The sequence below is a fragment of the Brevibacillus sp. HB1.4B genome (assembly GCF_013284285.1).
GTDB classification, from domain to species: Bacteria; Bacillota; Bacilli; order Brevibacillales; family Brevibacillaceae; genus Brevibacillus; species Brevibacillus porteri.
In genome coordinates, this window is sequence record NZ_JABSUT010000012.1 from 24,525 (window position 1) to 48,350 (window position 23,826).

General features: G+C 46.4%; 21 protein-coding genes, 2 tRNA genes and 1 riboswitch. Of the genes, 4 read left to right on the forward strand and 19 right to left on the reverse strand.

Going from position 1 to position 23,826, the window contains the following annotated elements; translation table 11 throughout:
- Positions 1–22: 22 nt before the first annotated feature.
- The 6 genes from HP398_RS24890 to HP398_RS24915 all read right to left on the reverse strand — a co-directional run bounded on the left by HP398_RS24890 (position 23) and on the right by HP398_RS24915 (position 5,923).
- Complete coding sequence (locus tag HP398_RS24890; protein ID WP_483297075.1) at positions 23–3,118, reverse strand: ATP-binding protein; 3,096 nt, start codon at positions 3,116–3,118, stop codon at positions 23–25.
- Positions 3,119–3,270: 152 nt separating this feature from the next.
- Positions 3,271–3,744 (reverse strand): 23S rRNA (pseudouridine(1915)-N(3))-methyltransferase RlmH, encoded by a 474-nt coding sequence (locus tag HP398_RS24895; protein WP_173623949.1) that lies wholly within the window; start codon positions 3,742–3,744, stop codon positions 3,271–3,273.
- 98 nt (positions 3,745–3,842) lie between these two features.
- The gene (locus HP398_RS24900) at positions 3,843–4,958 is read right to left on the reverse strand and encodes a response regulator (protein WP_173623950.1); all 1,116 of its coding nucleotides are present in this window, start codon (positions 4,956–4,958) and stop codon (positions 3,843–3,845) included.
- A gap of 165 nt (positions 4,959–5,123) precedes the next feature.
- Positions 5,124–5,206 (reverse strand) — tRNA-Leu (locus HP398_RS24905).
- A 17-nt stretch (positions 5,207–5,223) separates the two neighbouring features.
- Positions 5,224–5,300 (reverse strand) — tRNA-Pro (locus HP398_RS24910).
- 116 nt (positions 5,301–5,416) lie between these two features.
- On the reverse strand, positions 5,417–5,923 hold the full coding sequence (locus HP398_RS24915; RefSeq protein WP_173623951.1) for a hypothetical protein: 507 nt from the start codon (positions 5,921–5,923) through the stop codon (positions 5,417–5,419).
- 135 nt (positions 5,924–6,058) lie between these two features.
- Here HP398_RS24915 and HP398_RS24920 point away from each other — a divergent pair, with 135 nt between their 5' ends.
- From HP398_RS24920 to HP398_RS24930, 3 genes are all read left to right on the forward strand, one after another.
- Positions 6,059–6,283 (forward strand): hypothetical protein, encoded by a 225-nt coding sequence (locus HP398_RS24920; RefSeq protein ID WP_007722024.1) that lies wholly within the window; start codon positions 6,059–6,061, stop codon positions 6,281–6,283.
- Between the two features lie 99 nt (positions 6,284–6,382).
- The gene (gene fosB, locus HP398_RS24925) at positions 6,383–6,808 is read left to right on the forward strand and encodes a metallothiol transferase FosB (protein ID WP_173623952.1); all 426 of its coding nucleotides are present in this window, start codon (positions 6,383–6,385) and stop codon (positions 6,806–6,808) included.
- A 154-nt stretch (positions 6,809–6,962) separates the two neighbouring features.
- The gene (locus HP398_RS24930; protein WP_173623953.1) at positions 6,963–8,684 is read left to right on the forward strand and encodes a protoglobin domain-containing protein; all 1,722 of its coding nucleotides are present in this window, start codon (positions 6,963–6,965) and stop codon (positions 8,682–8,684) included.
- A 5-nt stretch (positions 8,685–8,689) separates the two neighbouring features.
- Here HP398_RS24930 and HP398_RS24935 read toward each other — a convergent pair whose 3' ends face one another.
- Positions 8,690–9,793, reverse strand: a complete 1,104-nt coding sequence (locus tag HP398_RS24935) for a chymotrypsin family serine protease (RefSeq protein WP_017250696.1) — start codon at positions 9,791–9,793, stop codon at positions 8,690–8,692.
- A gap of 35 nt (positions 9,794–9,828) precedes the next feature.
- Between HP398_RS24935 and HP398_RS24940 the strand changes: the two genes are divergently transcribed.
- The gene (locus tag HP398_RS24940) at positions 9,829–10,053 is read left to right on the forward strand and encodes a hypothetical protein (protein WP_017250697.1); all 225 of its coding nucleotides are present in this window, start codon (positions 9,829–9,831) and stop codon (positions 10,051–10,053) included.
- A 98-nt stretch (positions 10,054–10,151) separates the two neighbouring features.
- Here HP398_RS24940 and HP398_RS24945 read toward each other — a convergent pair whose 3' ends face one another.
- The 12 genes from HP398_RS24945 to HP398_RS25000 all read right to left on the reverse strand — a co-directional run bounded on the left by HP398_RS24945 (position 10,152) and on the right by HP398_RS25000 (position 23,812).
- Positions 10,152–11,288: a VanZ family protein gene (locus HP398_RS24945; protein ID WP_173623954.1), complete on the reverse strand. Its 1,137-nt coding sequence runs from the start codon at positions 11,286–11,288 to the stop codon at positions 10,152–10,154.
- A 667-nt stretch (positions 11,289–11,955) separates the two neighbouring features.
- Entirely contained in the window at positions 11,956–13,266 is a 1,311-nt protein-coding gene (locus HP398_RS24950; RefSeq protein ID WP_017252027.1) for a nucleobase:cation symporter-2 family protein, read from the reverse strand.
- A 32-nt stretch (positions 13,267–13,298) separates the two neighbouring features.
- On the reverse strand, positions 13,299–13,889 hold the full coding sequence (locus HP398_RS24955) for a xanthine phosphoribosyltransferase (protein ID WP_017252028.1): 591 nt from the start codon (positions 13,887–13,889) through the stop codon (positions 13,299–13,301).
- 228 nt (positions 13,890–14,117) lie between these two features.
- Positions 14,118–14,219, reverse strand: a riboswitch (purine riboswitch).
- A 138-nt stretch (positions 14,220–14,357) separates the two neighbouring features.
- Positions 14,358–15,443 (reverse strand): ribosome small subunit-dependent GTPase A, encoded by a 1,086-nt coding sequence (gene rsgA, locus HP398_RS24960; RefSeq protein ID WP_017252029.1) that lies wholly within the window; start codon positions 15,441–15,443, stop codon positions 14,358–14,360.
- Between the two features lie 243 nt (positions 15,444–15,686).
- Positions 15,687–15,950 (reverse strand): hypothetical protein, encoded by a 264-nt coding sequence (locus tag HP398_RS24965; protein ID WP_017252030.1) that lies wholly within the window; start codon positions 15,948–15,950, stop codon positions 15,687–15,689.
- Positions 15,951–16,048: 98 nt separating this feature from the next.
- Complete coding sequence (locus tag HP398_RS24970) at positions 16,049–16,273, reverse strand: WYL domain-containing protein (RefSeq protein WP_254476360.1); 225 nt, start codon at positions 16,271–16,273, stop codon at positions 16,049–16,051.
- Between the two features lie 153 nt (positions 16,274–16,426).
- On the reverse strand, positions 16,427–17,668 hold the full coding sequence (locus HP398_RS24975) for an MFS transporter (protein ID WP_173623955.1): 1,242 nt from the start codon (positions 17,666–17,668) through the stop codon (positions 16,427–16,429).
- A gap of 275 nt (positions 17,669–17,943) precedes the next feature.
- Positions 17,944–18,567: a YcnI family copper-binding membrane protein gene (locus HP398_RS24980; protein ID WP_173623956.1), complete on the reverse strand. Its 624-nt coding sequence runs from the start codon at positions 18,565–18,567 to the stop codon at positions 17,944–17,946.
- 15 nt (positions 18,568–18,582) lie between these two features.
- Positions 18,583–19,869, reverse strand: a complete 1,287-nt coding sequence (locus HP398_RS24985; protein WP_173623957.1) for a copper resistance CopC/CopD family protein — start codon at positions 19,867–19,869, stop codon at positions 18,583–18,585.
- 245 nt (positions 19,870–20,114) lie between these two features.
- Positions 20,115–21,218 (reverse strand): Ger(x)C family spore germination protein, encoded by a 1,104-nt coding sequence (locus HP398_RS24990; RefSeq protein ID WP_017252035.1) that lies wholly within the window; start codon positions 21,216–21,218, stop codon positions 20,115–20,117.
- Positions 21,215–22,285: a GerAB/ArcD/ProY family transporter gene (locus tag HP398_RS24995; protein ID WP_254476362.1), complete on the reverse strand. Its 1,071-nt coding sequence runs from the start codon at positions 22,283–22,285 to the stop codon at positions 21,215–21,217. The genes HP398_RS24990 and HP398_RS24995 overlap by 4 nt, the downstream gene beginning before the upstream one ends.
- 51 nt (positions 22,286–22,336) lie before the next feature.
- Positions 22,337–23,812 carry a spore germination protein gene (locus HP398_RS25000; RefSeq protein WP_173623959.1) on the reverse strand — a complete coding sequence of 492 codons (1,476 nt, stop codon included), beginning with the start codon at positions 23,810–23,812 and terminating at the stop codon, positions 22,337–22,339.
- Positions 23,813–23,826 lie beyond the last annotated feature (14 nt).

Below are 23,826 nucleotides of genomic sequence, written 5' to 3' on the forward strand. Positions count from 1 at the left end.
CTCGCCTCCTTTTCCTTCTATACTACGCTATTGTAGCATGCATCCCCTCAGGAGTAGGAATATACATAACGACTTTGGTCCCTTTTCCCATTTCAGAGGTGATACTCAACGTAGCACCAGGAATGGTATCCAATCGTCTGCGGATGTTTTGGATGCCGATGCTTCCTTTTTGATTCTCGCCTTTTGACATTTGATACAGGAGATCATCTGCAATACCGACTCCATCGTCTTCAATCATGACCTTGATGTAATGACCTCCGTCCACAATTGTAAGCGTCACGTGACCTTTTTCATCCTTTTCGAACAATCCATGTCGGATCGCATTCTCTACGAACGGTTGGATGCTTAAGGAAGGAATCTCTTTGTCAAGAATTCCATCATCTACGTGACACACAAAATCGAAGCCTTCCCCAAAACGAGCCTTTTCAATCTCTACATAAGCATGGATGAGCTCCATTTCCCGAAATAACGGAACGAACAGCGTCGTTCGATCCATATCCAAAATATAGCGCAAATATTGGCTGAGCATGGTGATGAGATACGCTGCCTTTTCTCCATCGGTATAACAGAAAGAAATGACACTGCTTAAAGCGTTGTAGAGAAAGTGTGGCTTGATTTGAGCCTGGTGAAACGCATGTTCATTGCGAATTGCCTCCTGAATGGAGGTCTTCATCGAGATCAGTGTCTGCACGCGGGCAATGAGTGTCTCCGCATCAAACGGTTTGGTCACATAGTCGTTCGCCCCTGCTCGATAGCCGAGTGCAATGTCTTGAGGGGTATCTCTGACAGATGCAAACAAGATCGGCAGGTCAAGAATCGAATACTGTGTTCGCAACAGCTGGCACAGCTCAATCCCCGATACTCCTGGCATCATCACATCCAGAATGACGAGATCAGGTTGTGGATGCTCCTTGATTTTCTTCATGGCTTCTTTTGCCGAAAAGGCCGAAATGACATTATAGCGATGCTTGGAAAGGATGTTCAGCAAGGTGTGAATGTTGGATGCCTCGTCATCGACAATCATGATGGTGTATTGGTGAACATCCAAAATGTTAAGAGGAATCTGTTCACTGGCCTCCCGATGCCTCTCCTGAGCCGTTGCGGCGAGCTCCTGCGTGACCATCTGCTGATGCCCCGTCGCCAGCGTAAAGGTCATACGAGTGCCTTTGCCAAGCTCCGAGCTCTCTACCCAAATTTCTCCTCCCATGAGTTCAACCAGCTTGCGATTGATGTATAAGCCTACCCCCATGCCTGTATATCCATCCTGTGGCAATAGCTCATCGACCTGCTCAAAATAATCAAAAATGACTTCATGCTTATCTGGTGAAATTCCTATCCCCGTGTCCTCAACAGAAATACGAACCTGTCCCTCCACCACGCCCGCCGTTACCTGAATCGAGCCTACATTCGTATGCTTGATGGCATTGTGTACGAGATTATACATAATTTGACGAAGCCGATTCTCATCTGCATACACCCAAATGTTAGCGGGGACCTGATTTTCCAGTCGGACATCTTTCCCCAGCAATTCGAATTGCAGTACGTCAAAGACAATTTGGGTGATGACCTTGATATCCACAATTGATAAATGGAGGCGCAGCTCCCCATGTTTCAGGCGAGTAACATCGAGTAAATCACCAACCAGCATAGACAGCTTGATCGATGTATCCTTGACAAGCCAAAGATTTTGTCTTTGTTTGGAAGACAACGCATGATTCTCATCCTCTAGTAAATGGGACGTGATATTGATAATCCCGTGCAGCGGTGTCTTCATCTCATGCGAAGTATGCGTCAGAAATTCATCTTTGATCTGATTGGAAATCTTCAATTGATGAGAAAGAATTTCTGTCTTTTCATAGGCATTCGTGAATCGCACTGCCAAAAGTATGTTGATGAAGGTAATGAAATACAGGATGCCGATTTTTCCCGCAAGATCAGTGGGTACGATGTTTTCTGCGTATAAAAGACCATCAATGAGACTGACCGACAAGGAAATACTCGCACCAACGAAAAGCAGCATTTCTTTTCGGTCCGACGAATCCCTTTGACTCTTGCTAGATAAATAAAGCAGCCTACCCAATATGAAGAAATGAAAGATTTGCACATAAATCAAGAGAGGCCCTTTCAGATTCGTATAAAAGGAGTAAGGCAAGACGAGTATGACAAGGATGTAGAGAAAAATAGGCGCTGTCAGCTTCACCAGCCAATTGCGGGATAGAACCCTCGTATCGATGGAGCAGAAAAATAGGGCGAGCAAGATCGAGCTTGCGAACAGGGATGCATCCTGTGCCTTGTAGGCAACAACGAAAGGAATCGAAGGGAAAAGCTGCAACAGTACCTTTTCACCAAAAACCATGTGATAAATACCAAGAACAATCATATAGCTGCCGCTGAACAAATAGGTTCTATCCCTCATGCGGAGAAAATAAAAGCTGAGATGGTAGGCAGCCATGATCCCTAGTGTTACGACAAAGGCAATATCTGTTCCGAGCAAGGTGCTGTTTAGAATGGCAATATCCCCATCCAAGCCCAGTTGAATCGAGCTCGCAATCCCCCCGGTGAAAAACATGAAATTCGCCACTTGAATGACAATCTCCAGGTCCTTGTCATCCGCGGAAAAAAACACAGTATACGGTGTATTCCCTGGCTGATGGGATTCACTCTCTACGGCTGGCTGTCCGCTCGCACCTTCTTCGTTTCCATTTACATATAATCGGTGGGACATCCGAATGCTCTTTGTTTTTAACCCATATATTTGCCCGTCTTCTGGGAGCTTTACTTGTAATCGATAGGTTACAGCGCCTTTCCGGTCGATACTATCGATGAGACTGTCTCCCTTCCACGTTCCAGGCACGACCAGATACGAGGGATTTGCATGTTGCCCTCGTCGAAAATCTTCAGGCGAAAGCAATTTTCCAGGATATATCTCCCATTCTCCATCTAAATTGACCAAGCCTTGTCTTTGAAAATCCCAGCTCGACAAATCGAGTACTCCCCGCTTCGCCATGGGCATGTCCCGACTAGGGAAGGTTTGTATATAGATCCCGATAAATACCGCTATGGAAAGCAAAAAAACCAAACCAATCCCGGCAGGCATCAGGAATTTTCTTCGCTCCAAAAATGTATCCCCTTCCCTTACAGAGCCCGAATATGTACGATCTTTTTGTTTTAAGAGTACCATTTCCCCCTCACAAAAATCTCACCATGTTTTTACGTATAAAGAAAAAAAGAGTCTCATGGTTTCGAGACTCCTTTTGCCATTGAATTGGACTACCGCATCGGCTCTCCCAGGCTGATTCGTAGCGCTCTGTACAAGCGTTCCAACACGACTAAACGCGTCAACTGATGCGGATATGCTTTCTTTGGGAGTGCCAGCCGATCATTTGCTCTGACCAAGACTTCCTCTGATAAGCCAAGTGAACCGCCAATGACAAAGAGAATCTCTTTTCGGCCCTCCATCGACAAATCTTCAATTTGCACAGATAGTCGCTTCGGGGTCCAAAGTTCTCCTTCTCCAGTGAGGGCGATGACATGCTGCTCTTGTTTGACTTGCGCGAGAATTTTTTGTCCTTCCGACTGCCTCACTTGTTCGATCTCAGCACTACTCATCGTTTCCATTCGGGCTTCTTCTGGAATTTCAACAATGTCCATTCTGCAATAGACGGCCAAGCGTTTACTGTATGCTTCCACTCGCGGCAAGATATCATTTTTGATTTTTCCCACAGATATAATGGTGAATTGCATGAAACTCGCCTTCTTCCTTTTTCTAGGAATGATAGCAATAACTTCTCCCAAACTTCTCACATAATCTATGGTCGAAATGATATCTGCCTGCGCCCCTGTCACTGTCCAGCCATGCGGGATACCCACTCGCTTATTTCCCTCGGCGGCTCCATGTCCCACTCTTGGTGATAGGCATCAGCGAATTTGGCATAGTGCTGGACGATTTTCTGTTTTTGTTCGCCCCTTGCGTAAATCTCCATCAAGGCGACATTCATTTCCTCGTGCAAAGGGTACACCGCCAAGTACTCTTCCAGCCTGCGCGCAGCCCTTGGTAACTCCTTTGAGGCCATGTCGAGCTCTACCAGTTTGCACACCAGCTCCGTATACTTTTTCCGGTACCGTTCTTCCAGAGGGGCTTTCCACAAGAAATCCTTGCGATCAAAAAGGGCCCCCTTGTACATTGCACACAAATTTTCGACTCCTCCTGCGCTTTTGCTGTCCTTTAACGAAGAGAGATCGAATTGCTGGAATGCCAATAAATCGTACGTCTGATCCATCGGGTGAAATAGATAGCCTTCACCCGTTTTTTGTATATCGATGCCGAGTTCTTGCTCTTTCATGATTTTCTTCAGTCGATACATGGTATTGTGCAGGTTATGCGTGGCCCTGCTCTCGTCCATCTCCGGCCATAAAAGATCAGTCAGATGCCACTTGCTGATATCCTCCTTGGGATGACAGAGAAAGTAGGCAAACAGCTCCTCACTCTTTCTTGTTGGCCATCGAACAACCTCACCTCCTGCATTGCGCACGTCCAAGCCACCAAAGCATTGGATGGAAACGTTCTTCATAGGTTGTTTGATCGGGGACGTCATTTGTAGCTGTTTGACTAACCGATTTGTAACTCGTTCAATGGCCGCAGGCGTAACCGGTTTTAAAATATAGTCAAACGCGTACACCTTAAACGCATCCAACGCGTACTCTTTATAGGCAGTCGTAAAAATAATTTTAGTGTGCTCAGACAACTCATTTATTTTAGAGCCTAGCTCAAGTCCGTTCATTTTTGGCATTTCTACATCTAAGAACGCCACATCAGGGCACAGATCGGGCAGACAAGCGAGAGCCTCTAGTGGATGTGTGAATGCTCCAACGATCGTGTAGTGATCGTTTTGTCCGATGACATGCTTCATGAGATCAAGGATGGGTTTCTCATCTTCCACTATCATTACCGTAATCACTGTCGTCCTCTCCTTTGGCAGGCTTTGTTTGTCCTGCTGCTTCCATGCAATCTTCCCTATCTATTGTCGGTATAATGGACAATGATTGTAAGAACAAAAAAAAAGTGAGAAACAGGCCTACTCACTGTTCCCCACCTTATAACGAAAACCATATGTATAGATTGCTGGTGCCGGTAGAGGGACTTGAACCCCCACGGTTTCCCTCACGATTTTGAGTCGCGCGCGTCTGCCAATTCCGCCATACCGGCCTATTCAAAACAAAACATGGTCGGGAAGACAGGATTCGAACCTGCGACCCCTTGGTCCCAAGCCAAGTACTCTACCAAGCTGAGCTACTTCCCGATTTCCAGCCATATCGGAACTTCTCTCATTCGACAATTTCCGATAAGTATTGCAACACTTACATACTATACAGGCAAATTGAACCAATATCAATACCGGATTTTTTTGGAAGATAGTCATTTTTTCCTAGTTTTTAACTTCCCTCTCCATGATGTACAGATTTTCCCACATGGTATTTGTCGTTTCAGGAAATCCTGCGGAAGGTTAAACGGATAGTCCAGCGGATGACGCCCTACAACGATCCAGCGCCCATTCGGAAGCTTTTTCAACTGGTACACACGGAAAAATCGATCACTTGAATCGAAGGCAAACCAGACCACAAGCGTCGCACACCTGCTGCCCGAAGAGAGGACCTTTGATTTAACAATCGGTGGTGCCCCGATCGTATCACCTACAGGGATCGCGAGTTGTCCATTTATTCGCCGCAAATCAAGATTGCCGATCACTCGATTTGCCAGACAAGGGGTCATGAATTTTTGCAGGAAACGGCGAATTTTTAACTTGGAATGAAACCGCTTGGGTAAAATGATTCCGCGATCCCCCACCCGCTTATGCGCTGAAAAAATAATCGTAAAGAAAGCTTGCTCTGTCAATCGAATGACTTGCACCCATTGCTTTTTCATCTGACGTCCCTCCCCCTGTCAGACTATGCATCGCGGGAGGAAAACGGTTGGACGCGTATCTATCATACATAAACCGTTGCGTGCGGGGTAAATTAATACGGTGTTCCCATCATCGAAACCCGCAGGAGGTATATCATGCCTAGCCAAATTAACACCGACTCGCTTAAAAAAGCAGAGGTAGCCACCACGCTGGCAAAAAATATGATTACGCAAGCGATCGAGCAATCTGCAGCCAATCCACAGCTCGCCGAAGAAGCCTTGAAGCAAGCGTCTCAGGAAATTGCCCAAGCGCAAACGATGGTATCCCAAGTCCAATCCACGCTGCAAACCCAAGCGCAAGCTCAACAAAGTCAATCCTAAACAAATGGCAGGCAGACCCGGGATAGACTGGTGGTTTGCCTGTTTTCCTCATACAATAGCAATAGTTGCAAGATTATTGCTAAAAAGGTGGGGGACGTATTGCCGCAACTTCAAGGATTGAATCATTTGCTTTTCTCTGTCTCAGATCTGGAGAAATCTTTTTGTTTTTACCGGGATGTCCTGCATGCCAAACCACTTGTACGAGGTCGCAAGCTGGCTTATTTTGACCTGAATGGCCACTGGTTGGCGCTGAATGAGGAATCAGACATCCCACGCAATGAAATTACTCACTCCTATACACACATGGCCTTCACGATCTCAGAAGAGTCATTTGATGAGTGGTACGCTCATTTAGAAAAGCACGGCGTTACCATTTTGCATGGACGGGATCGTTCGGAGCGGGATAAGCGTTCCATTTATTTCACCGACCCTGATGGGCATAAGTTCGAATTACATACAGGCGCTCTCCAGGACCGCCTCGCCTATTACCGGGACGAAAAGCATCACATGACCTTTTTTGAATAATGAATGACGCTGCCCATTTCTTAATATACTTTTCACAAAATCACAATAGTTCCAAAGATTCAACTCCATTCGTGAATGCTATAATCTAAAAAGCACTTACGGCCTATTCTTTTGATGAATAGGCCCGTTTTTCGTAAAAATATGGAGGGATTTTATGTTTGGTAAGCGTGGCGCTCAAACCGTTACCGCCTCAATTCAAAAAAGCGATGTCCAAATGCCCGATCAGCTACAGGGAAAAGTTCATTTTTTGCAAATGAATCAGACAGACCTTGATCAGTTGAAACAAATTGAACCACTCCTAACCCAACACCTAGAGGCCATTACAGAGCGTCATTACCACATGCTTCGCCAATACCCCCATCTTATGCAAATCATCGAAACGCATACGACGGTTGATCGATTGGCTGTATCCTTTCGTCACTATTTGCAATCGCTTCCACATGCCAAGCTAGACGACGCCTATGTAGCCGGGCGTAAGAAAATCGGAGAGGTCCACAGCAAAATTGGACTTGCGCCCGAATGGTATACGGGCTCTTACTTGCGGGTCTATGAATTTTTGATTCCCGCAATCGTCAACACTTATTCGAAACGTCCCCAAGAACTATCTTCCGTCCTGTTGGCATTCATGAAGATCATCACGCTTGATTCGCAAATCGTCCTCCAATCGTATCAGGAGGATAATGATTACAAAGTTATTGATCGCCTGGGCGAAGTTCTGGAGTTAGTGATTCAGATCGATAAATTCAAGCATGTGCTGGACACGCTTGAGGATACGACTGAGGAAGCTGGCAATGTGAGATCTGCTGCCGAACAACTAAGCGAATCTGTGCAAAAAGTGGCTCAATCAGCGGTCTCCGTTGCAGAGAGTGCTTCCACTACAATCGAGCAAGCGACGATGGGCAAAGATATTATCCAAGAGTCATTGACTAGCTTTCTTTCCATGGCAGATGAATTCCAAGAGATGCAAACAAAAATTTCGCAGTTAATGACGTCCATTGCAGAAGTTTCCCAGGTCGTCCAAGTTATACGCAATATTGCCGATCAAACCAATCTTCTTGCATTGAATGCGTCGATTGAGGCAGCGCGAGCCAACGAACACGGGCGTGGCTTTGCTATCGTGGCAGATGAAGTGCGAAAGCTCGCCGAACAAACCAAGCAATCCGTTCAAAGCATTACGACCACAATCAACAACGTCCAGAACGAAGCTGTCCAGGTAAAAGAAACGGCCACTCTCATGAGCGACCATTTTAACGATAAAGCGAATCAGACACGTGATGCGATTGGGATATTAGGAGATATTGTGCAAAATATTGAGACTGTCGGGCATTCCACCGGACACATTGCAGCATTAGCACAAGAGCAGTCTGCTGCCACAGATGACATTTCGATGCGCATATCGCAAGTCCAGACGAATATGGAGCAAGTCTCTTCGCATGTCTCGAATGCGGGTAAAAACGTTTATGATGTTGGCGCCGGCATTAATAGCCTGCACAAGCTAAGCATCACACAAACGAGCCACTTAAAGACCAAACATTACTTGCGAATCGTCAAAACCGACCATCTCTTATGGAAATGGTGGCTATACAACTTCATGCTTGGGTATCACCACATTGATGAAAAAGAACTCGTCGACCATCATCAATGCCGCTTGGGGATTTGGTATGACGAAGCCCTGAACAATCCATCCGTGAGCACCTTGCCCTCTTTCAAGCAATTAGATGTGCCTCATCGACAGTTCCACGAAACTGTTCGGCGGATTTACTATTTCGTCAAGCAAGGAAAACTAGAGGAAGCAGAAGCTGCGTTTGATACGCTAGAAGATATCTCAAACCGCATTCTCCACATACTGGATCAGTTAGCCAAAGAAGTTTCCTAATGCTATTATCTATTCGTCTTTTTCTTGCTCAGCTGCCTTTTGGAGGCAGCTTTTTTTGTTTGGACACGGTTTAACTCAGTGGCAGACAGTGGTCTCGTACGAGCGTTGTTTCTCCTGACTCTTTTGGCTTTGGCAACTGACTTGCCAGTTCTCCCTGCTGATCTTGCTACCCCGACACCAAGCGCTTGCAATGCCCAGACAACCGGATACGAAATCGAGAGCCTGCCATTGGCTGAACCAGCAAAATTCACGGCTGCAGCGTAATTGCCCGCAGTCAGCCAAACAGAGCCAGAATCTCCAGGTAAGGAGATGGGAACCGTACTTCTGATGACCGTCTGATTCTGAAAACGGATGGTCCCCAGCCCTCCGTAGTTCCCGTAACTGACATCAATATCGGTGTGGATGGATTCAACCGTTCCCCATGCCAGCCCTGATGAACGGCCCACTTTTTTCAATCTGCGCCCGATGCCATACGAACGTATAACACCTGGTACTCTGCCTACTGTTGCATACCGAGGGGCAAGGAGTCGATTGGAAGTAGGGATACTAATCGCTGCATCCATTCGATTCACTGCATTTCTCCGAAGACGAACATAGCGATACAAGCGTCCGATTCGATCTCTTCCTGAACGACCTCCGTCTGCTCCGCCAGGCTGGATGGTCTCGGTATAGCCACTCGTATTGTTACGATTCAGGACGTGATTGTTACTCAACACAAACCGTTGGCCTCCTCGCGCAACGATTAACCCAGCCGTTCCGGACGCCCCTGGATAGCCGATGCTGTATCCAGCGATCACAGGTCTGATTCTGCTGCGATAATTCGTTGCAGAGGGACGTACAGCAGGATGACAATGGCACCGTCCAGAGGTGACCGTTCGAACAGGAACGGATACATGGGCTGTCGCCACCTGACTTTTGACACGGACGCAACTTGGGCATACCTTCTTCACGGCGGCACTCGCATTTACGGTATACATCACAATGCAGGCGCCGTCTTTTTTGTTATTTCCGTTTGCATAGCCAATCCCGATGCCAATTACGCCCGGCATTCGCTTCCACCTTTTGACCAAATGCTTCTTGGCCAGGAGCGCTTCCTGAAAGGTTGCCATGGCACCCCTTCCTTTCTGGAGGTAGTTTGTTTTACATGTCATCGTATGTAAAACTTGGCCAGCACTGTTGGACGCTTGTCATTGCGGGGAAGCCTTTTTTAGAACCTGTTGTTCGAGCTGTCGTGGTGGGAGGAAACAGGAGAAAACGCTCCAGCTTCTTGGGCCACCTGCTTGGGGGATTGACTGCACGGCTCCATGGAAAAAGCGAAACCGCGTACAAAGTAGAGGTTCAAAGAGGCTTCTCAGAGGTGGACGCTTAAGGGCGTGTTTCTCTTTTTCCATTGCGCCTCGGCTGTGTCCCAAAGATCTTCGCTTATTTCTCCTGTTTCCTGACGTATCTACCAAAATCTTGCGAGCACTATTTTCGACTGGGTCTGAGACCGGATGCATAGTCAAAATAAAAACGGCGCCTGCCTCGGGAAAACAAAACGAGCAGACCATGAATGAGGAGTGCAAGCGTAATTACTACGATGACGCCAAAGGTGAAAAGGATGAGGAATGGATAAAAGGCCGACTCCATCCATCTTTCTATTTGACTGATTGCATTCGAGGTATACATGATAAACCACGTGAAATACAGGGCGAGAAATCGCTTGAATAAAGATGTTGCGGAGGGCTTTCCGGAATCTTCGTTCACCAGTCTGAACCGCAAAATCGCTGTTCCAATCGTCTTTCCATTCCATAATAGCGGAATGAAATAGAAGCCAAGCACTATACCGAGTGAGGTACTGATCAGCTCTGTCAGCCAGCCAAACGGAAGAAAAACGTCAAATAGACCGGACATAAACTGGACTACGATACAGTCGATCAACAACGCCAGCAACTGCGGTACTGGGAGGACGATATCACTCTCCATCACACTGGCTCTTTTCGCTTCTATGCTCTTAGTAGACGGGAACAAAGCCAGTATAATCGGTGCAACGAAAAAACCAAATAAAGCACCGCTGCTGTTGAGTATGAGATCATCGACATCGAACAGTCGATACGGACAAAGATAAATTCCATAGATCCCTGTTAATTGTGTGACTTCAAAGAACAGTGACAACGCAAAGCCGAACCCCAAAGCCCGTTTCCAATACTCCCGCTTCTGGAAAAAGTAGCGAAGGTAGACGCCGAAAGGGAATAGTAGCAAAAAATTAAAAGCGGCTTGCAAGAATGCTTGCTTTTTCACGAGCTGAATATAGCTGGATGGCTGTGACCATACAAACGAAGTTTCCTTGAGAATATCACGAACAAAGGTAAACGGTATCAACGAATAATAAACAGTATTCTCTGCTTGCATGGCGCAAGTGTCCCTTGTAGCTGGCAAAGGAAGCAGCACCAAAAACAAAGCGCATAGCAAATAAAACAGAAAGGAAGAGCTTAAAATGAGCCGCCACCAACTGAAAAACCCATCTTTTCTATAGGTGTAAATAAGCCAGGGAACAAATAAGACATAGCACCCTAACATAAAAACAAGAAAAGCATATTGAATGGGAAAAACGTACGGAGACATGCAAGAACTCCTTTTTGAATAGCTGGGTAACAGCAGCAATTTTCATCATCGGATTCCTTCTATCTTTCTTCCATTTCCCACTAAATTATTCACATGAGGAATCCTAAGTTGTTGCTGTAGTGGTGGGGAGGAAACAGGAGAAAACGCTCAGCTTCTTGGGCCACCCCCTGTGAGATTGACTGCCCGGCTCCATGAAAAAGAGCGAAACCCGCGTCCAAAGTGGTCCATTCAGGAGGCGTCTCAGAGGTGGACGCTAAAAGCTTGTTTCTCTTTTTTTCATTGCGCCTCGGTCTGTGTCCCAAAGCTCTTCGCTTTTTTCTCCTGTTTCCTCTACGAACTTTCCGTGTTAATCGATTTTTAAAAACCTTAGAAAGAGATGTCATCAGTTACGCCTGAGAAGAATATTTCCAGACGTAGCGACTTGTGGAGTCCTACCGAGCGAAGAAGGGATTCGCGGGCAACAGAAACGCAACGTGCCCGAGCTACGAAGCGGCTACCACTTTTGCGTTTCCCCGCGAGTCCCTTCGAAGCGGGCAGTCTTGGCCTCCTGCAGGACGGAGCCTGGAGCCTAGACTGGAAATATTCTTCTCTCCACCGCAGCCACGATAAAAGGAAAAACCGCCACTCCCTGTCTAACCAGGAAATGGCGGTTCATTGTTTGATAAGGTTAAGACGCTTCCGAAACAGTTACATTTGCCGGAGCAGTCTGAGATGCTTTTTTATTCGTATGAACGAGCAAGATGTTCAAGATGACGGCAGTCAAAGAACCTGTCACGATACCATTTTGCAGCATCATTTTTGCCAACGTAGGCAGTTGATCAAACATCGCTGGAACTGCAGCAGAGCCTAGCCCAACAGCGATACTGCAAGCAGCGATCAGCAGATTTTCGTTTTTGTTCAGGTCAACCTGCGAGAGAATATTAATACCAGATGCAACAACCATCCCGAACATAGCGATCATCGCTCCACCCAATACCGCGTTAGGAATGACCGTTGTCAAAGCAGCCAGCTTCGGCAGTAGTCCGAGAACAACCAGAATTCCACCGGCACCAATCATCACATCGCGCGATTTAATGCCAGTCAAGGAAACCAGACCAACGTTTTGCGAAAAAGCCGTGTAAGGGAATGCGTTGAAAATGCCGCCCAGTACAATTGCGACCCCTTCCCCACGCAATCCTTTGACTACATCTTGATCTGTTACTTTTGTATCGGTCACTTTACCGAGTGCAAAGTAAACACCTGTGGACTCAGCCATGCTGATGATGTTGACGAGAATCATGGTAACAATGGCGACAATACTGAACTGTGGTGTACCGAAGTAAAACGGTTCAACCACGCTAAACCAGGAGGCTTCCGCTACACTCGCGAAGCTGACCATCCCCATCATATAAGCTACAGCCGTACCGACAATCAACCCGAGCAATACGGAAATCGCACGAATAAATCCGGTAAAGAAACGATTAATAAGCAAAATGATAACCAACGTTCCTAAAGCCAAAAGCAAATTGTGCGGTTGTCCAAAGTCCGGCATGCCTTGTCCGCCAGCGGCGTTGTTCATCGCAACGGGAATGAGCGACAGACCAATGATCGTAACGACTGAACCTTGTACCACGGTTGGGAAAAAGCGCAGCAGCTTGCCAAACAGTGGAGCTGCCAAGACAACGAATATACCCGATATGATGATGGCACCGTAAGCTGTCGCTAAATTGCTCGTAGAAGCAATCGCGATAATCGGTCCTACTGCCGTAAACGTACATCCTAGCACAACGGGAAGGCGAATCCCTGTATAACGCGTGCCAAGGACTTGCAAGAGCGTCGCGATTCCACATGTGAAAAGGTCGGCAGCAATCAAATAAGCGATTTGCGTAGGAGTCAGATTCAGAGCACCACCGATAATCAACGGTACGACGACTGCTCCTGCATACATGGCGAGGATGTGCTGTAAGCCCAAAGTAACAATTTTATGTTTGGCTAGCATGAGTGAACCCTTACCTCCTATTCATTTTTTGATTATACGCGTGCAGGCTCTTCTTCAATAAAGTGAATGCCTTCTGGTGACATCGATTCAATACGTGCCAATGATTCGATTCGTACGCCAGCTTGCTCCAAGAGACCACGGCCTTCCTGGAAGCTTTTTTCGATAACAGCGCCAACCCCGACGAGATGAGCACCGGCATCTTTGATAATATTCGTAAGTCCCACCAGAGCAGCTCCCGTAGCTAAGAAGTCATCGACAATCAATACGCGGTCTTCTTTAGACAAATACTGACGGGAAACACTGATTTGATACGTTTCCTGGCGAGTAAAGGAATGAACAGGAGCAGAGTATACTTCCTCTGTCAACGTGACAGCTTTTTTCTTTTTCGCGTAGATAAAGGGAACACCCAACGCAAAGGAAGTCGCCATTGCAAAATGAATGCCACTTGCCTCAATCGTCACGACTTTTGTGATTTTTTCACCAGCGAACAGCTCGGCAAAACGCTGTCCGATCTTCATCGTCAATTGTGGATCTACCTGGTGGTTCAAAAACGCATCCACCTTCAAAACGGATGCCGACAGTACCTTGCCGTCCTGTACGATGCGCTCTTGTAATTCTTTCATCAATTCTTCCTCCTCGGGTATGGTTCCGGCCACTTTTATATCTGTAGCCTGCTGAAATATAGAAAGCCCAGAGCGGACAGTGTCACAAGCGGGCTACGTAACAAACCAACGCCAAGTGAAACTGTCCCTCTGGGCTTTTATCCCTTAGGTGTGACACATCAATCGTGCCTGCGTCGCTCGGACCAGCTTTCTTTCAACCCTATTATTCGAATAGGAAAGAAACGGAACCCTAGACGCACTTTCACTCGTAGTCAGGTGATTTACGGTCACCTGGTAGAAACGGATGGGCCTTATTCCCAAAATTATACGAGCTACCTATATCTATTTATTTCGAAGTGTAATAACGAGTATTGACCAAATCTATCATAACTCTCGCGTTATGAGCAAGCGTTAATTTTTGAAAACAAAAGGAAGCGCTTACTTGTCCATATAAAGGAAAGAGCCTTGATTTCTCAAGGGCTCTCGTGTTTATCGCTTCGGTTTTTTCTCCCGCATTTGAACGTTGATCTTTTTCCATTTATCCCTTTCAGCAGCTGCAAGCCTTGCGTCTTCTTTGCGCGCCAGATGTGCCAATTCTCGTTGAAGCTTCAGGTAACTGTCAAAGCGTGCTTTTTCCAATGATCCAGATTGGATGGCAGCTTGAACAGCACAGCCAGGCTCTCGCATATGCTTACAATCATTGAAACGGCATGTTTCCGCAATGGACTCGATATCGTCAAAGGCACCGCGGAAGCCTTCATCTGCCTCCCAGAGCTGCAGCTCCCTCATGCCCGGTGTATCGATCATCAGAGCACCACTCGGCAATCGGAACAGTTCGCGATGGGTCGTCGTATGGCGGCCACGGTCATCACCTTCGCGCACGCCACTGACTTTTTGCATTTCCGCTCCGCTCAATTTATTGATCAACGTGGATTTGCCAACACCAGAGGAACCCATCAAGGCAATCGTCTGGCCCTCGCCCAGATAAGGGTCGAGCTGATCCAGTCCTTCTCCCTGCTCAGCACTGACTACGTGAACAGGCACTCCGATTGCGACTGATTCTATCTCTGCCAAACATGCATCCAAATCGTCACACAAATCTGCTTTGGATAGCACAATCACCGGATTGGCTCCACTTTCCCACGCAAGAATGAGATAGCGTTCTATCCTGCGCAGATTTAAATCATTATTTAAGGAATTCACAAGGAAAACGGTATCGACGTTTGCGGCCACAATCTGCTCTTCCACTGTATCCCCAGCTACTTTGCGGGAAAACTTGCTCTTACGTGGAAGAAGTCCGTGGATGGAAGCTTTCTTTTCCTCAGGACGGGCACTGATCACTACCCAGTCCCCGACAGCCGGAAAATCTTCTCGTCCGATGGCTTCATAACGAAGCTTACCCGTTACTTCGCCCAAGAGTTCACCATGCTCACTCCACAGACGATAAATACGTTTATGTTCGAGTGTGATACGTCCCACACTGTAGCCTTGCTCGGCATAAGGGGCAAAATGATTAGCAAAATACTCATTCCAGCCCATAGATTGCAATACTTGTTGATTGGTTAGTTGATTCACTGCGGATTCCCCCTGCAATTGGTTAAATATATGGCTATCAGCCAGAACCAGTCACAGTCGAATCCTCATTTGGTGAACGATATTACTGTTCGCTTGAAAGGAGGATTCCTGTGACCCCGACTACGACACTCTGAACAAATTTGATGGCTACCATAAAACATCTCTCCTTTAGCAAACCTATCATTCAGGTTTGGAATCATATTTCCCAATTATTGTACCATAATGAAACAAAATGCAACAGCGTCAATCTCCCCCGCCGCCGCCTCCTCCGCTATCTCCGCCACCACCACTGTCTCCACCACTTCCGCTATCGCTGTCATAGCTATCCCAACGATCGCCTGAGTCGTGATTTCGATGATGGTGATTGTGATTGCTGTCGACATAGAAGGCTCCGCCCCCACTGTCTGAAGAGGAATGAGAGCGCCCACTTCCGCCTTTTGCAGCTTTGGACGCCAAGACAAATACTACGATCAAAAACATGATGACGATGACAATGAAGAACTCCATAATTTGTCCCCGCCCTTCCTCTTTTTTGAAGTTGTTTACCTATTTAGTATAACATAGTACCGCTGGAACAGGCTGGGGGCGCGGAGGATGATTCCTTTTCATCCGGCAAAATGACCAGACACAGGTGCGATCGCAAAAATGTTATCCAACACAAACACGCGAAACGCCTTCCTCCTATAACAGTATGCTTTCAAGCTCCCTTTGCTCTCATCAATATGCACAATACGGATCGTACGCCTGCTAGCCTCTCCATTCTTCTTCAAATAGATGATCTCCACTGCTTGCTGCCGGGTCGCGTACCTTCTCAACTCCAAAATCATCATGCTGCCACCACCACAAAATGTGTCTTCTTGTTGTTGAGATCATCATACCAAAAGAGAACATTCGTTCGCAAGTTTGTTTTCAACACCCAACTATTCCCTCAACAAAAAAGCATGCGCCCTAAAAATGGACACATGCCTTATGCTTGTTACAACTCAGCGCCTTCTAAGCGCACGTCCGAACACAATTAGAATCGGTGCCAACAAGATGGCCGCCGCAACCAACGAAGCGCGAATCGAAAACCGGGTCCCGATCCATCCGACAGCCGGACCACCTGCCGTTTGTCCCAAAGCATTGGACTGGCCCATCATCGACAAAACCGTCGCTCGCACACTGCTCTCAATGTTCAGATTCAGCCACGTATCATACAGCGGACTGCTTAATGATTGGATCACACCGATCAACAGCAACGCTACTAACGCCCAGCTAAAGCTAGGGGAAAAGGCAAAAGCAATCATCGCTGCAATTTTGAGACCCGTCAACGTGAACATGCCCACAAGGACAACCCGCTCATTGTTCACATCCAGCCTTTTTTCCACAACGCCTACGACGATGAGGCCGAGTAAGCTTGCGAGTGCGGCAATGATCCCGAACCACATTGGCATCGAAATAGCAGCCAGCTCTGGAAAGCCAATTTCTGCGATCAAATGCGCTTCCCACAAACGATCATACCCTTCAGAAGCTGCACCCGTAAACAGCGTCACGAACAAGATCAACATCAGAATCGGCTGGCTGCGAATCACTTTGGCACCCGAAGTCCACGTCTGAATCATTTCCTTCACGTGGGAAGCACCTTGCTCACGCTCACGAGGAATAAAACCGGTCTCCTTCATGAACAGAATCAGAAAGACACCAAGCCCCAGATACATGAGGCCACCTATGAGGTAAGGCAAGTTGGGAGCGAGTGTTGCCAATGCCACACTAAGTGCAATCCCGAGCAGATTCCCAAACAAGGAGTAGCGCTTGGCCTTCATGAAAATCGTACCGATCTTCTCTTCTCCGACCTCATCCACAATCCATGCAGTATCCGCTCCACTGATAAACGTATACCCGAGACCACTGACGACTTGCGAAAACAGCACCAAGCCGAAGACAGAAATAAACGGTACCCAAGCATCAAGCGTGGGAACAATCCCCTGCATTGCAAATCCGATTCCCAGCAAAAACATCCCGATAATGACGGAGCGACGGCGACTGTACGTATCCGCAACTACTCCTGTTATCCCTTCAAACACCAACACGGATAACTCCAATACCGTCCCGATCAAAAGCAATTCAAACGGGTTAAAACCCAGTGTCACGATGTAGTAAAGCGCATAGGTCGTGAACATGGTCGTATTGGCCAGGGAAGTCAAAAAGCTTTTGATCGTATATACTTTTGTCGCATTCATAGACATGGAAGCAGAATCCACCTTTTTTAGGCAGATGACGCGTTCCGTTTTCACATACTGATTGTTACTCTACAATCCTCTACTGTGCAAAATGCGTACGCGTCATGCTGCCGTTCCTATTTTTCCTTCTGTGTACTTGCTTGCTCTGAATAGTGTTTTTAACATGTGATATGCACCTCCGAAAGTAATTACAGCTATTATAGAATGATTTTAATTGTCATACAATGGAAAAAAGCTGTGCAGCATGATTGGACACACTGCACAGCTTGATTATGAAGTACTTACGCTTTTTTTCTAAACAGACCAACGATGGAAATCAGCAACGCCAAACCAGAAAGTACCAATGGCAAGGTATTATTGTTGCCTGCACCAGCCACTTCTCCGGCAGGAGCGGTTGCTGGCTTTTGTTCTTGTCCATGCTCATGCCCTGCTTCGCCTACACCAGCCTTAATGGTAGTGACAGACGCTGGCGTTTTGGAATCCTTGTCCCCTGTCCATTCCACAACCTCGCCATTTGCATAGGTCTGATAAGCCTTCCAAGCCAATTGGCCCTCTTCTTTCGGGTTTGCCCCTACAAACGTGAACTCTTGGAACTCATGCGCCTTGATTCCGCCTTCTGTTGCTGTCCACACAAGCGCTGTGTTCACACCGTCTTTATCTTTTTCGAACTCGTAGGTCCAGCCCGGAATCGGTTGTACAGTATTTACCTTCACACCTGCCGGGAATTCCAGCTTCACTTTTGTCGTATTGACGTCTTTTTCTACTGGGACACGCACTGAGTATTTTTCATAGGAGCCTGTAGTAGTCTCTTTCGGATATACGTTCACATGTGCTTGTGCTGCTGTCGCCAATGTCAAAACTGCACCTGCTACCAGTACACTGCTCATCCATTTTGTCATTTTCATCGTATGAAATCCTCCCTAGTTTGTATCATTTTGAATCACGGCCTGATTATTTGTCGTCGCAGTCGGGTAGTTTATCTGACTCATCCAAAGTCCAGCCAGAACAGCGATAATCCCGAATATTATTTCCCAACGCAAGTAAGCCGGCTGCAAGGCATTTTTCGTCCGCCAACGTCTTGTTTGCCTAAAGGCTAGAAGAAGCATGAGGGAGACACTTGCTATTTTTCCATATAATAGATAGCTCCATGCCGTTGTACTCTGGAAAATACTCATGACATCCGTCTGCACGATGAGCATGACAACACCCGTCACAACAGCAAGCACTGCCGCCACAGCAACTGTCTGCAAAAAGAACCTCTTGAACGACTCCTGTCCTCTTTCAGCTACCTTGACTGTTAGTAGCAAGTAGACAAGTGCCCCCATCCACACGGCGACCGTCAATACATGCAACAGTCTCAGCAAAATGGACAGCCAGACAGGAGCAATGCCCCATGCATGACCACCAAAAGCTTGTGCGCTGATCACGAGAATCCAGATTCCCACATACCAGCCAGACACCATATTGGGGATCGCCATCAATAGCAGTAATGCAAAGGACACCAGTAGCATGATCGCAAACGGAGACTGACTGAGCAAGTTCCCGTCCATCTGCCACAGTGCTTGCGTAAGTGATACAGCCGTTAACGCTTCGTCATACAAGAACCACAAAAATATAAGTCCGATTATCGCCAAACTCCATCCGATTTGTCTGCCAATCCCGATGAGCTGGGCAAGCGAAGGCAAGCCATGACGCTGAGCTGCCCACGCTACTAGATACAAGCCGCCACCTACGAGAATAATCCCTTGCGCTAAATAGCGGTACATGATCAAGTAGCTTGAATCTGCTTTTTGCTCACTTGGCGGAACCACGACCGCACTTTTTTGTCCGATGGAAAACGTGAGCTTCTCTTCAATTGGATGTCCATCCTCGGAAACGACCGACACGATAACCGAATACGTCCCTTCAGCCAAATCGCTCGGCAGATTCGCATTTAACTGCGAGGCATCACCCGGCTGCAATGTCGGCCGCTCTACTTTTATTTCCTTGCCGTCCCAGTCAAATAGACGAACGGTAACGAGGTCTGGCTCCAATGTTTCGGTAAACCGCGCAGAAAATTGTCCCGGATTCGCCTTCAGTACCTCACCATCTTGCGGTGAGCTGCTCATCAACCCAGCATGGGCGTAAGCAGTCGTCATACCCGTTGTCAGTACAAGTAAGAAGGCGAGCAAAAACACAACCGCATAATGTCTGATGTTATATGTCACCCTATCACCTGCTTCCTTATTTCGTCCTTAATCCTATCAAAATACTACGAGAATCTATATGGCTCCATCGGGCTATCTGATGTGGCAAAGTGTTGAAAACAAAAAAAGGCATGAGCGGAAAATCTCTCCGATCCATGCCTTTTCAAACGGTCCTGTTTGTACAGCCTGCCTGTTTTCCATTTTTTCTCAACTCTCCCACACTATCTCACCCCGGATTGTTGCTTGTCTATTTATTTTTGTTTCGATTACCCAATGACGCCTGTACGTAAAATCTTGATCTCGACATCTACATCATATTTCGCCCTTTTGATGATTTCCCGACATTCATCTTTACTCAATTTCTTTTTCCCGCTCTTTTGACTGGCTATATTGTAGATTTCCCCAAATCCTACCGGATCTACGTCGTATTTTCTTAACTTTTCCAGTAAATGTTCCGTCTCTTTTTTCACTGCCAGTTCGATTGCTTTTTGTACCTTTTTCAATTGCTCAGGCTTTGATAAATCAATTTTTTCAGCCATTTCCTGAATCTGCGCTGTCATCTTGACTTTCACAGAAAATCTTGGTTTCTCCAAATCCAGCACTTTCATTTGCTTTTTGCTTGAGATATGTTCAATGACAGTAAAAATACGCTTTTTATCGAGGGAAATGTTTATTTCCAATTCTCCCTTATTGTAACGCTCACGTAATACCTTGAGGAAAAATCCCTCCCTTGTTGTAATCTCTGCCACCAATCGATCATCTCGAAACAGACCAATTTGATTAATATGCAATTCATTCTTTACTCTTTCGATATAAGGCATCACAGGATCTTTCCCGATTGCATAAAAATCTTTCATAAACTCATGAAGTTTCGAGGAGATCATATTCTCTCCATCGACGTTCTGTCGTATGGCTTGATAGAGGTAAATTCCAATGTTGCTGTTCTCGGGATAGCGATGTGTCAAAATATCATAAGCTCGCCCTTTGGCTACAGTTAAATAGACATTGCTTCCAATGGAGGCATCACGCGTTAAGTTTTCCACAAGAGAAAGGATCCCTTTACGCGCTAGCTCATCATGATAGACCACAACGCGAATTTGACCGCCTACAATTTTTTTGGAAGACTCCCTGTTCTGTGCAACGGTAAGTCCTTTGCTTGTATGCGCTGTGCCAGAAATCACAGTAACCAACTCACGTGCCTCCGGATCAATTTGATAAAATACCGTGGTACCTAACAGCTTTCCGTCTTTACTAAGATCGTACCCCACTGCAACCGCCAGTCCCAACTTTTCTAATACATGTTGTTCCCCACAGCCGTTCAATAACACGACCACTAATAAATAGTGAACAAGCAAACGTAACCTTTTCATGTCCGGACTGCTCCTTTCCGAAACAGCCGAATCACTACATAAAGCACGATAGGATAAATAAAAATGATATAGAAACCTACTCCACCGAAAATATCCGTGATGAGATTAATCGACTGGCGTGTTTCCAAAAAGTTGCTAGCAAAAAACATGACACCAACAATCCCGAAAAGGGCCATTCTTTCCTTGACCCCACTAATATGGTGAACCCCCCGCATGGCTATCCACAAGTCCATCAGCAAATTATCCAGCATGACGAGCATCCACAGTGAAATGGAGACAAACTCAAAACGCTCCAAAAACGGAAACTCTACAATTTTCATCATCATGAACGTTGCCCAGATAAGATGCTGAAGCTGTTCGCCTTGAAAGTACAAGAGTGTAACCAGCATGACGACAACATACAAGCAGGTAGTCATAAACAACCCACCATGTACATACCACGGTAGTATTTTCTTTTCCTTCACAAAAGGATAGATGAACAAAATAATCTCAAATCCGATAGTGGAAAAAGACATCTTCTTCGCACCGTCCAACAACTGTCCAATGTCATGATGAAATACTGGCTGCAATAAATGAAAATCAGCGTATTGCAAGGGATAAGCCATGAGCAACAGCTGCAAAATCGTCAATCCAACAGAAAAAAAGCTAATGCCAGCCAACACCCGAATGCCACCCGTCACTCCATAAATGGTCAGGCAAAGCAAGGAGGCATTTAATATCCAAGAAGGCACTTCTGGAAACATCCATGACTGAATAATCTCGATGTACCCTCTCAAGATCGTTAAGGCAGAACCCATGATATATATGATAAAGATGAAATTGAGAATGCGAGCTGGCCATTTTCCAAATACACTTTGATGAATGTCATACAAATCCATGTCTTTGAATTTCGCTAGGATTTTTAGCATGAACCACGCTGCTATATGGGTCATAATGCCTGCTATTATGACCGCAATCCAAGCGTCTTGTTGCACCCTATCATAAATAAACCGTTGTACGCCCGCTATGCCGATTCCAACCTGATTGCCATGAACCATAAATAGCGCAAGCGATACGCTGATAGCCATATGGCTATTCCGCCGAAAAGTGGATAGTGACATTCACATTCAACACCTAACCTACTGAACTGGTCTTTTTTTCCCTACTTCATCAGGCACACGGGTATCGTCAGGAGAACGTGTCATAACCGGACGCTTGCCGAGAGAGTCAAAAGGAAACCGGATCAGACTGTTTTTAAAATCCTGCAAGCGAAAAGGAAAAAACGGGAGAAAAAACGGACGTCCCAGACTTGATTGACGTAGGATGTGTATCAATAGAAAAGACGCGCCAAGCATAATACCAAACCCTCCCCAAATTCCAGCTAACAGGATAATCGGAAAGCGGAGGATGCGTACTGCCGTACTCATCATGTAGGAAGGAAAAGTAAACGAAGCTAATGCACTGAGTGCCACAATCATGATCAAGATGTTACTGGTAAAACCCGCTGCAACGGCTGCCTGTCCAATTACGATACCGCCGACGATCCCTATCGTTTGCCCAACTTTGAAAGGAAGTCTTGCTCCAGCCTCCCGCAAGAATTCAATAATCATCTCAAGCAGCAAAGCTTCAAACAACGGGGGAAAAGGCACCTTGGAACGAGACTTTACTAGCGATACAAGGAGAGCAGATGGAATCATTTCATAGTGAAACGTAAGTGCAGCCACATAAGTAGCTGTAAAAAACAAAGAGACAAAAAGGGCCGAGAAACGTAACAATCGAATGAAAGAAGCCATTTGCCATCGAATATAGAGATCTTCATTGGCCTTGAAAAAGTCAACGAAGGAACTGGGACCGACGATAGCAAACGGGCTCCCCTCCACAAACACGACAACCTTTCCTTCCAACAGGGCTTCACTTACATGGTCAGGTCGTTCTGTTAGGATTAGCTGCGGAAAAATAGAAAACGTATTGTCATCAATTAGTTGAACCAATTTTCCGCTGTCAATCACGCCGTCTATATCTAGATCGCTTATACGCTGAATGACGGTTTGCACATTTTCAGGAGCAGCCAGTTCCTCCATGTAACATATTTCCATATTCGTCATGCTACGTTTCCCAATCGTAATGGATACGTTGGTAAGCAAATCAGTCGACAGATATCCCTGTAGAACCCCTAAGTTGGTTTCCAAGGCTTCCGTAAAAGAAACCTGTGGACCGAAAATTTGGGTTTCGACCTGAGCCTCTCCCAAAGAACGACTCGGTATTCTTGCTACGTAGAGAAGAATCCCGCACGCCGTTCCTTCTATTTGAAGGTAAATCCATCCCCTCACGAGATAATCGCTGATTTGTCTGTAATCCATGGTTTGGGTGACATGAGCAACAGGAACATTCCCCAAAATCGTATCAGGAACGATCTTCTCGTCAGGTAATCTTTCGAAATAGGGAAGCAACACCTGCTGGAGAATTACCGTATCCACTAGATAGGGGAGGTAGGCTAGCAACAAGCTATTGGTTCCACAAGAAAGGTTACGAAACACCAATCGCGGATTTCGCATGTGATCCCATAATCTTTCTTGCGTCTCGCTAACGGATTCAGTAATCAAGTTAGTTGTCATCTTATCTTTACCCC

What these genes read in the sequence shown, in the direction of transcription:
- HP398_RS24895 (WP_173623949.1), bottom strand. Translation starts at nt 3,744, where the DNA reads ATGCAATTCACCATTATATCTGTGGGAAAAATCAAAAATGATATCTTG.
- HP398_RS24915 (WP_173623951.1), bottom strand. Translation starts at nt 5,923, where the DNA reads ATGAAAAAGCAATGGGTGCAAGTCATTCGATTGACAGAGCAAGCTTTC.
- HP398_RS24920 (WP_007722024.1), top strand. Translation starts at nt 6,059, where the DNA reads ATGCCTAGCCAAATTAACACCGACTCGCTTAAAAAAGCAGAGGTAGCC.
- HP398_RS24930 (WP_173623953.1), top strand. Translation starts at nt 6,963, where the DNA reads ATGTTTGGTAAGCGTGGCGCTCAAACCGTTACCGCCTCAATTCAAAAA.
- HP398_RS24935 (WP_017250696.1), bottom strand. Translation starts at nt 9,793, where the DNA reads ATGGCAACCTTTCAGGAAGCGCTCCTGGCCAAGAAGCATTTGGTCAAA.
- HP398_RS24940 (WP_017250697.1), top strand. Translation starts at nt 9,829, where the DNA reads ATGTCATCGTATGTAAAACTTGGCCAGCACTGTTGGACGCTTGTCATT.
- HP398_RS24945 (WP_173623954.1), bottom strand. Translation starts at nt 11,288, where the DNA reads ATGTCTCCGTACGTTTTTCCCATTCAATATGCTTTTCTTGTTTTTATG.
- HP398_RS24950 (WP_017252027.1), bottom strand. Translation starts at nt 13,266, where the DNA reads ATGCTAGCCAAACATAAAATTGTTACTTTGGGCTTACAGCACATCCTC.
- HP398_RS24955 (WP_017252028.1), bottom strand. Translation starts at nt 13,889, where the DNA reads ATGAAAGAATTACAAGAGCGCATCGTACAGGACGGCAAGGTACTGTCG.
- HP398_RS24965 (WP_017252030.1), bottom strand. Translation starts at nt 15,950, where the DNA reads ATGGAGTTCTTCATTGTCATCGTCATCATGTTTTTGATCGTAGTATTT.
- HP398_RS24970 (WP_254476360.1), bottom strand. Translation starts at nt 16,273, where the DNA reads ATGATGATTTTGGAGTTGAGAAGGTACGCGACCCGGCAGCAAGCAGTG.
- HP398_RS24975 (WP_173623955.1), bottom strand. Translation starts at nt 17,668, where the DNA reads ATGTCTATGAATGCGACAAAAGTATATACGATCAAAAGCTTTTTGACT.
- HP398_RS24980 (WP_173623956.1), bottom strand. Translation starts at nt 18,567, where the DNA reads ATGAAAATGACAAAATGGATGAGCAGTGTACTGGTAGCAGGTGCAGTT.
- HP398_RS24990 (WP_017252035.1), bottom strand. Translation starts at nt 21,218, where the DNA reads ATGAAAAGGTTACGTTTGCTTGTTCACTATTTATTAGTGGTCGTGTTA.
- HP398_RS24995 (WP_254476362.1), bottom strand. Translation starts at nt 22,285, where the DNA reads ATGGCTATCAGCGTATCGCTTGCGCTATTTATGGTTCATGGCAATCAG.
- HP398_RS25000 (WP_173623959.1), bottom strand. Translation starts at nt 23,812, where the DNA reads ATGACAACTAACTTGATTACTGAATCCGTTAGCGAGACGCAAGAAAGA.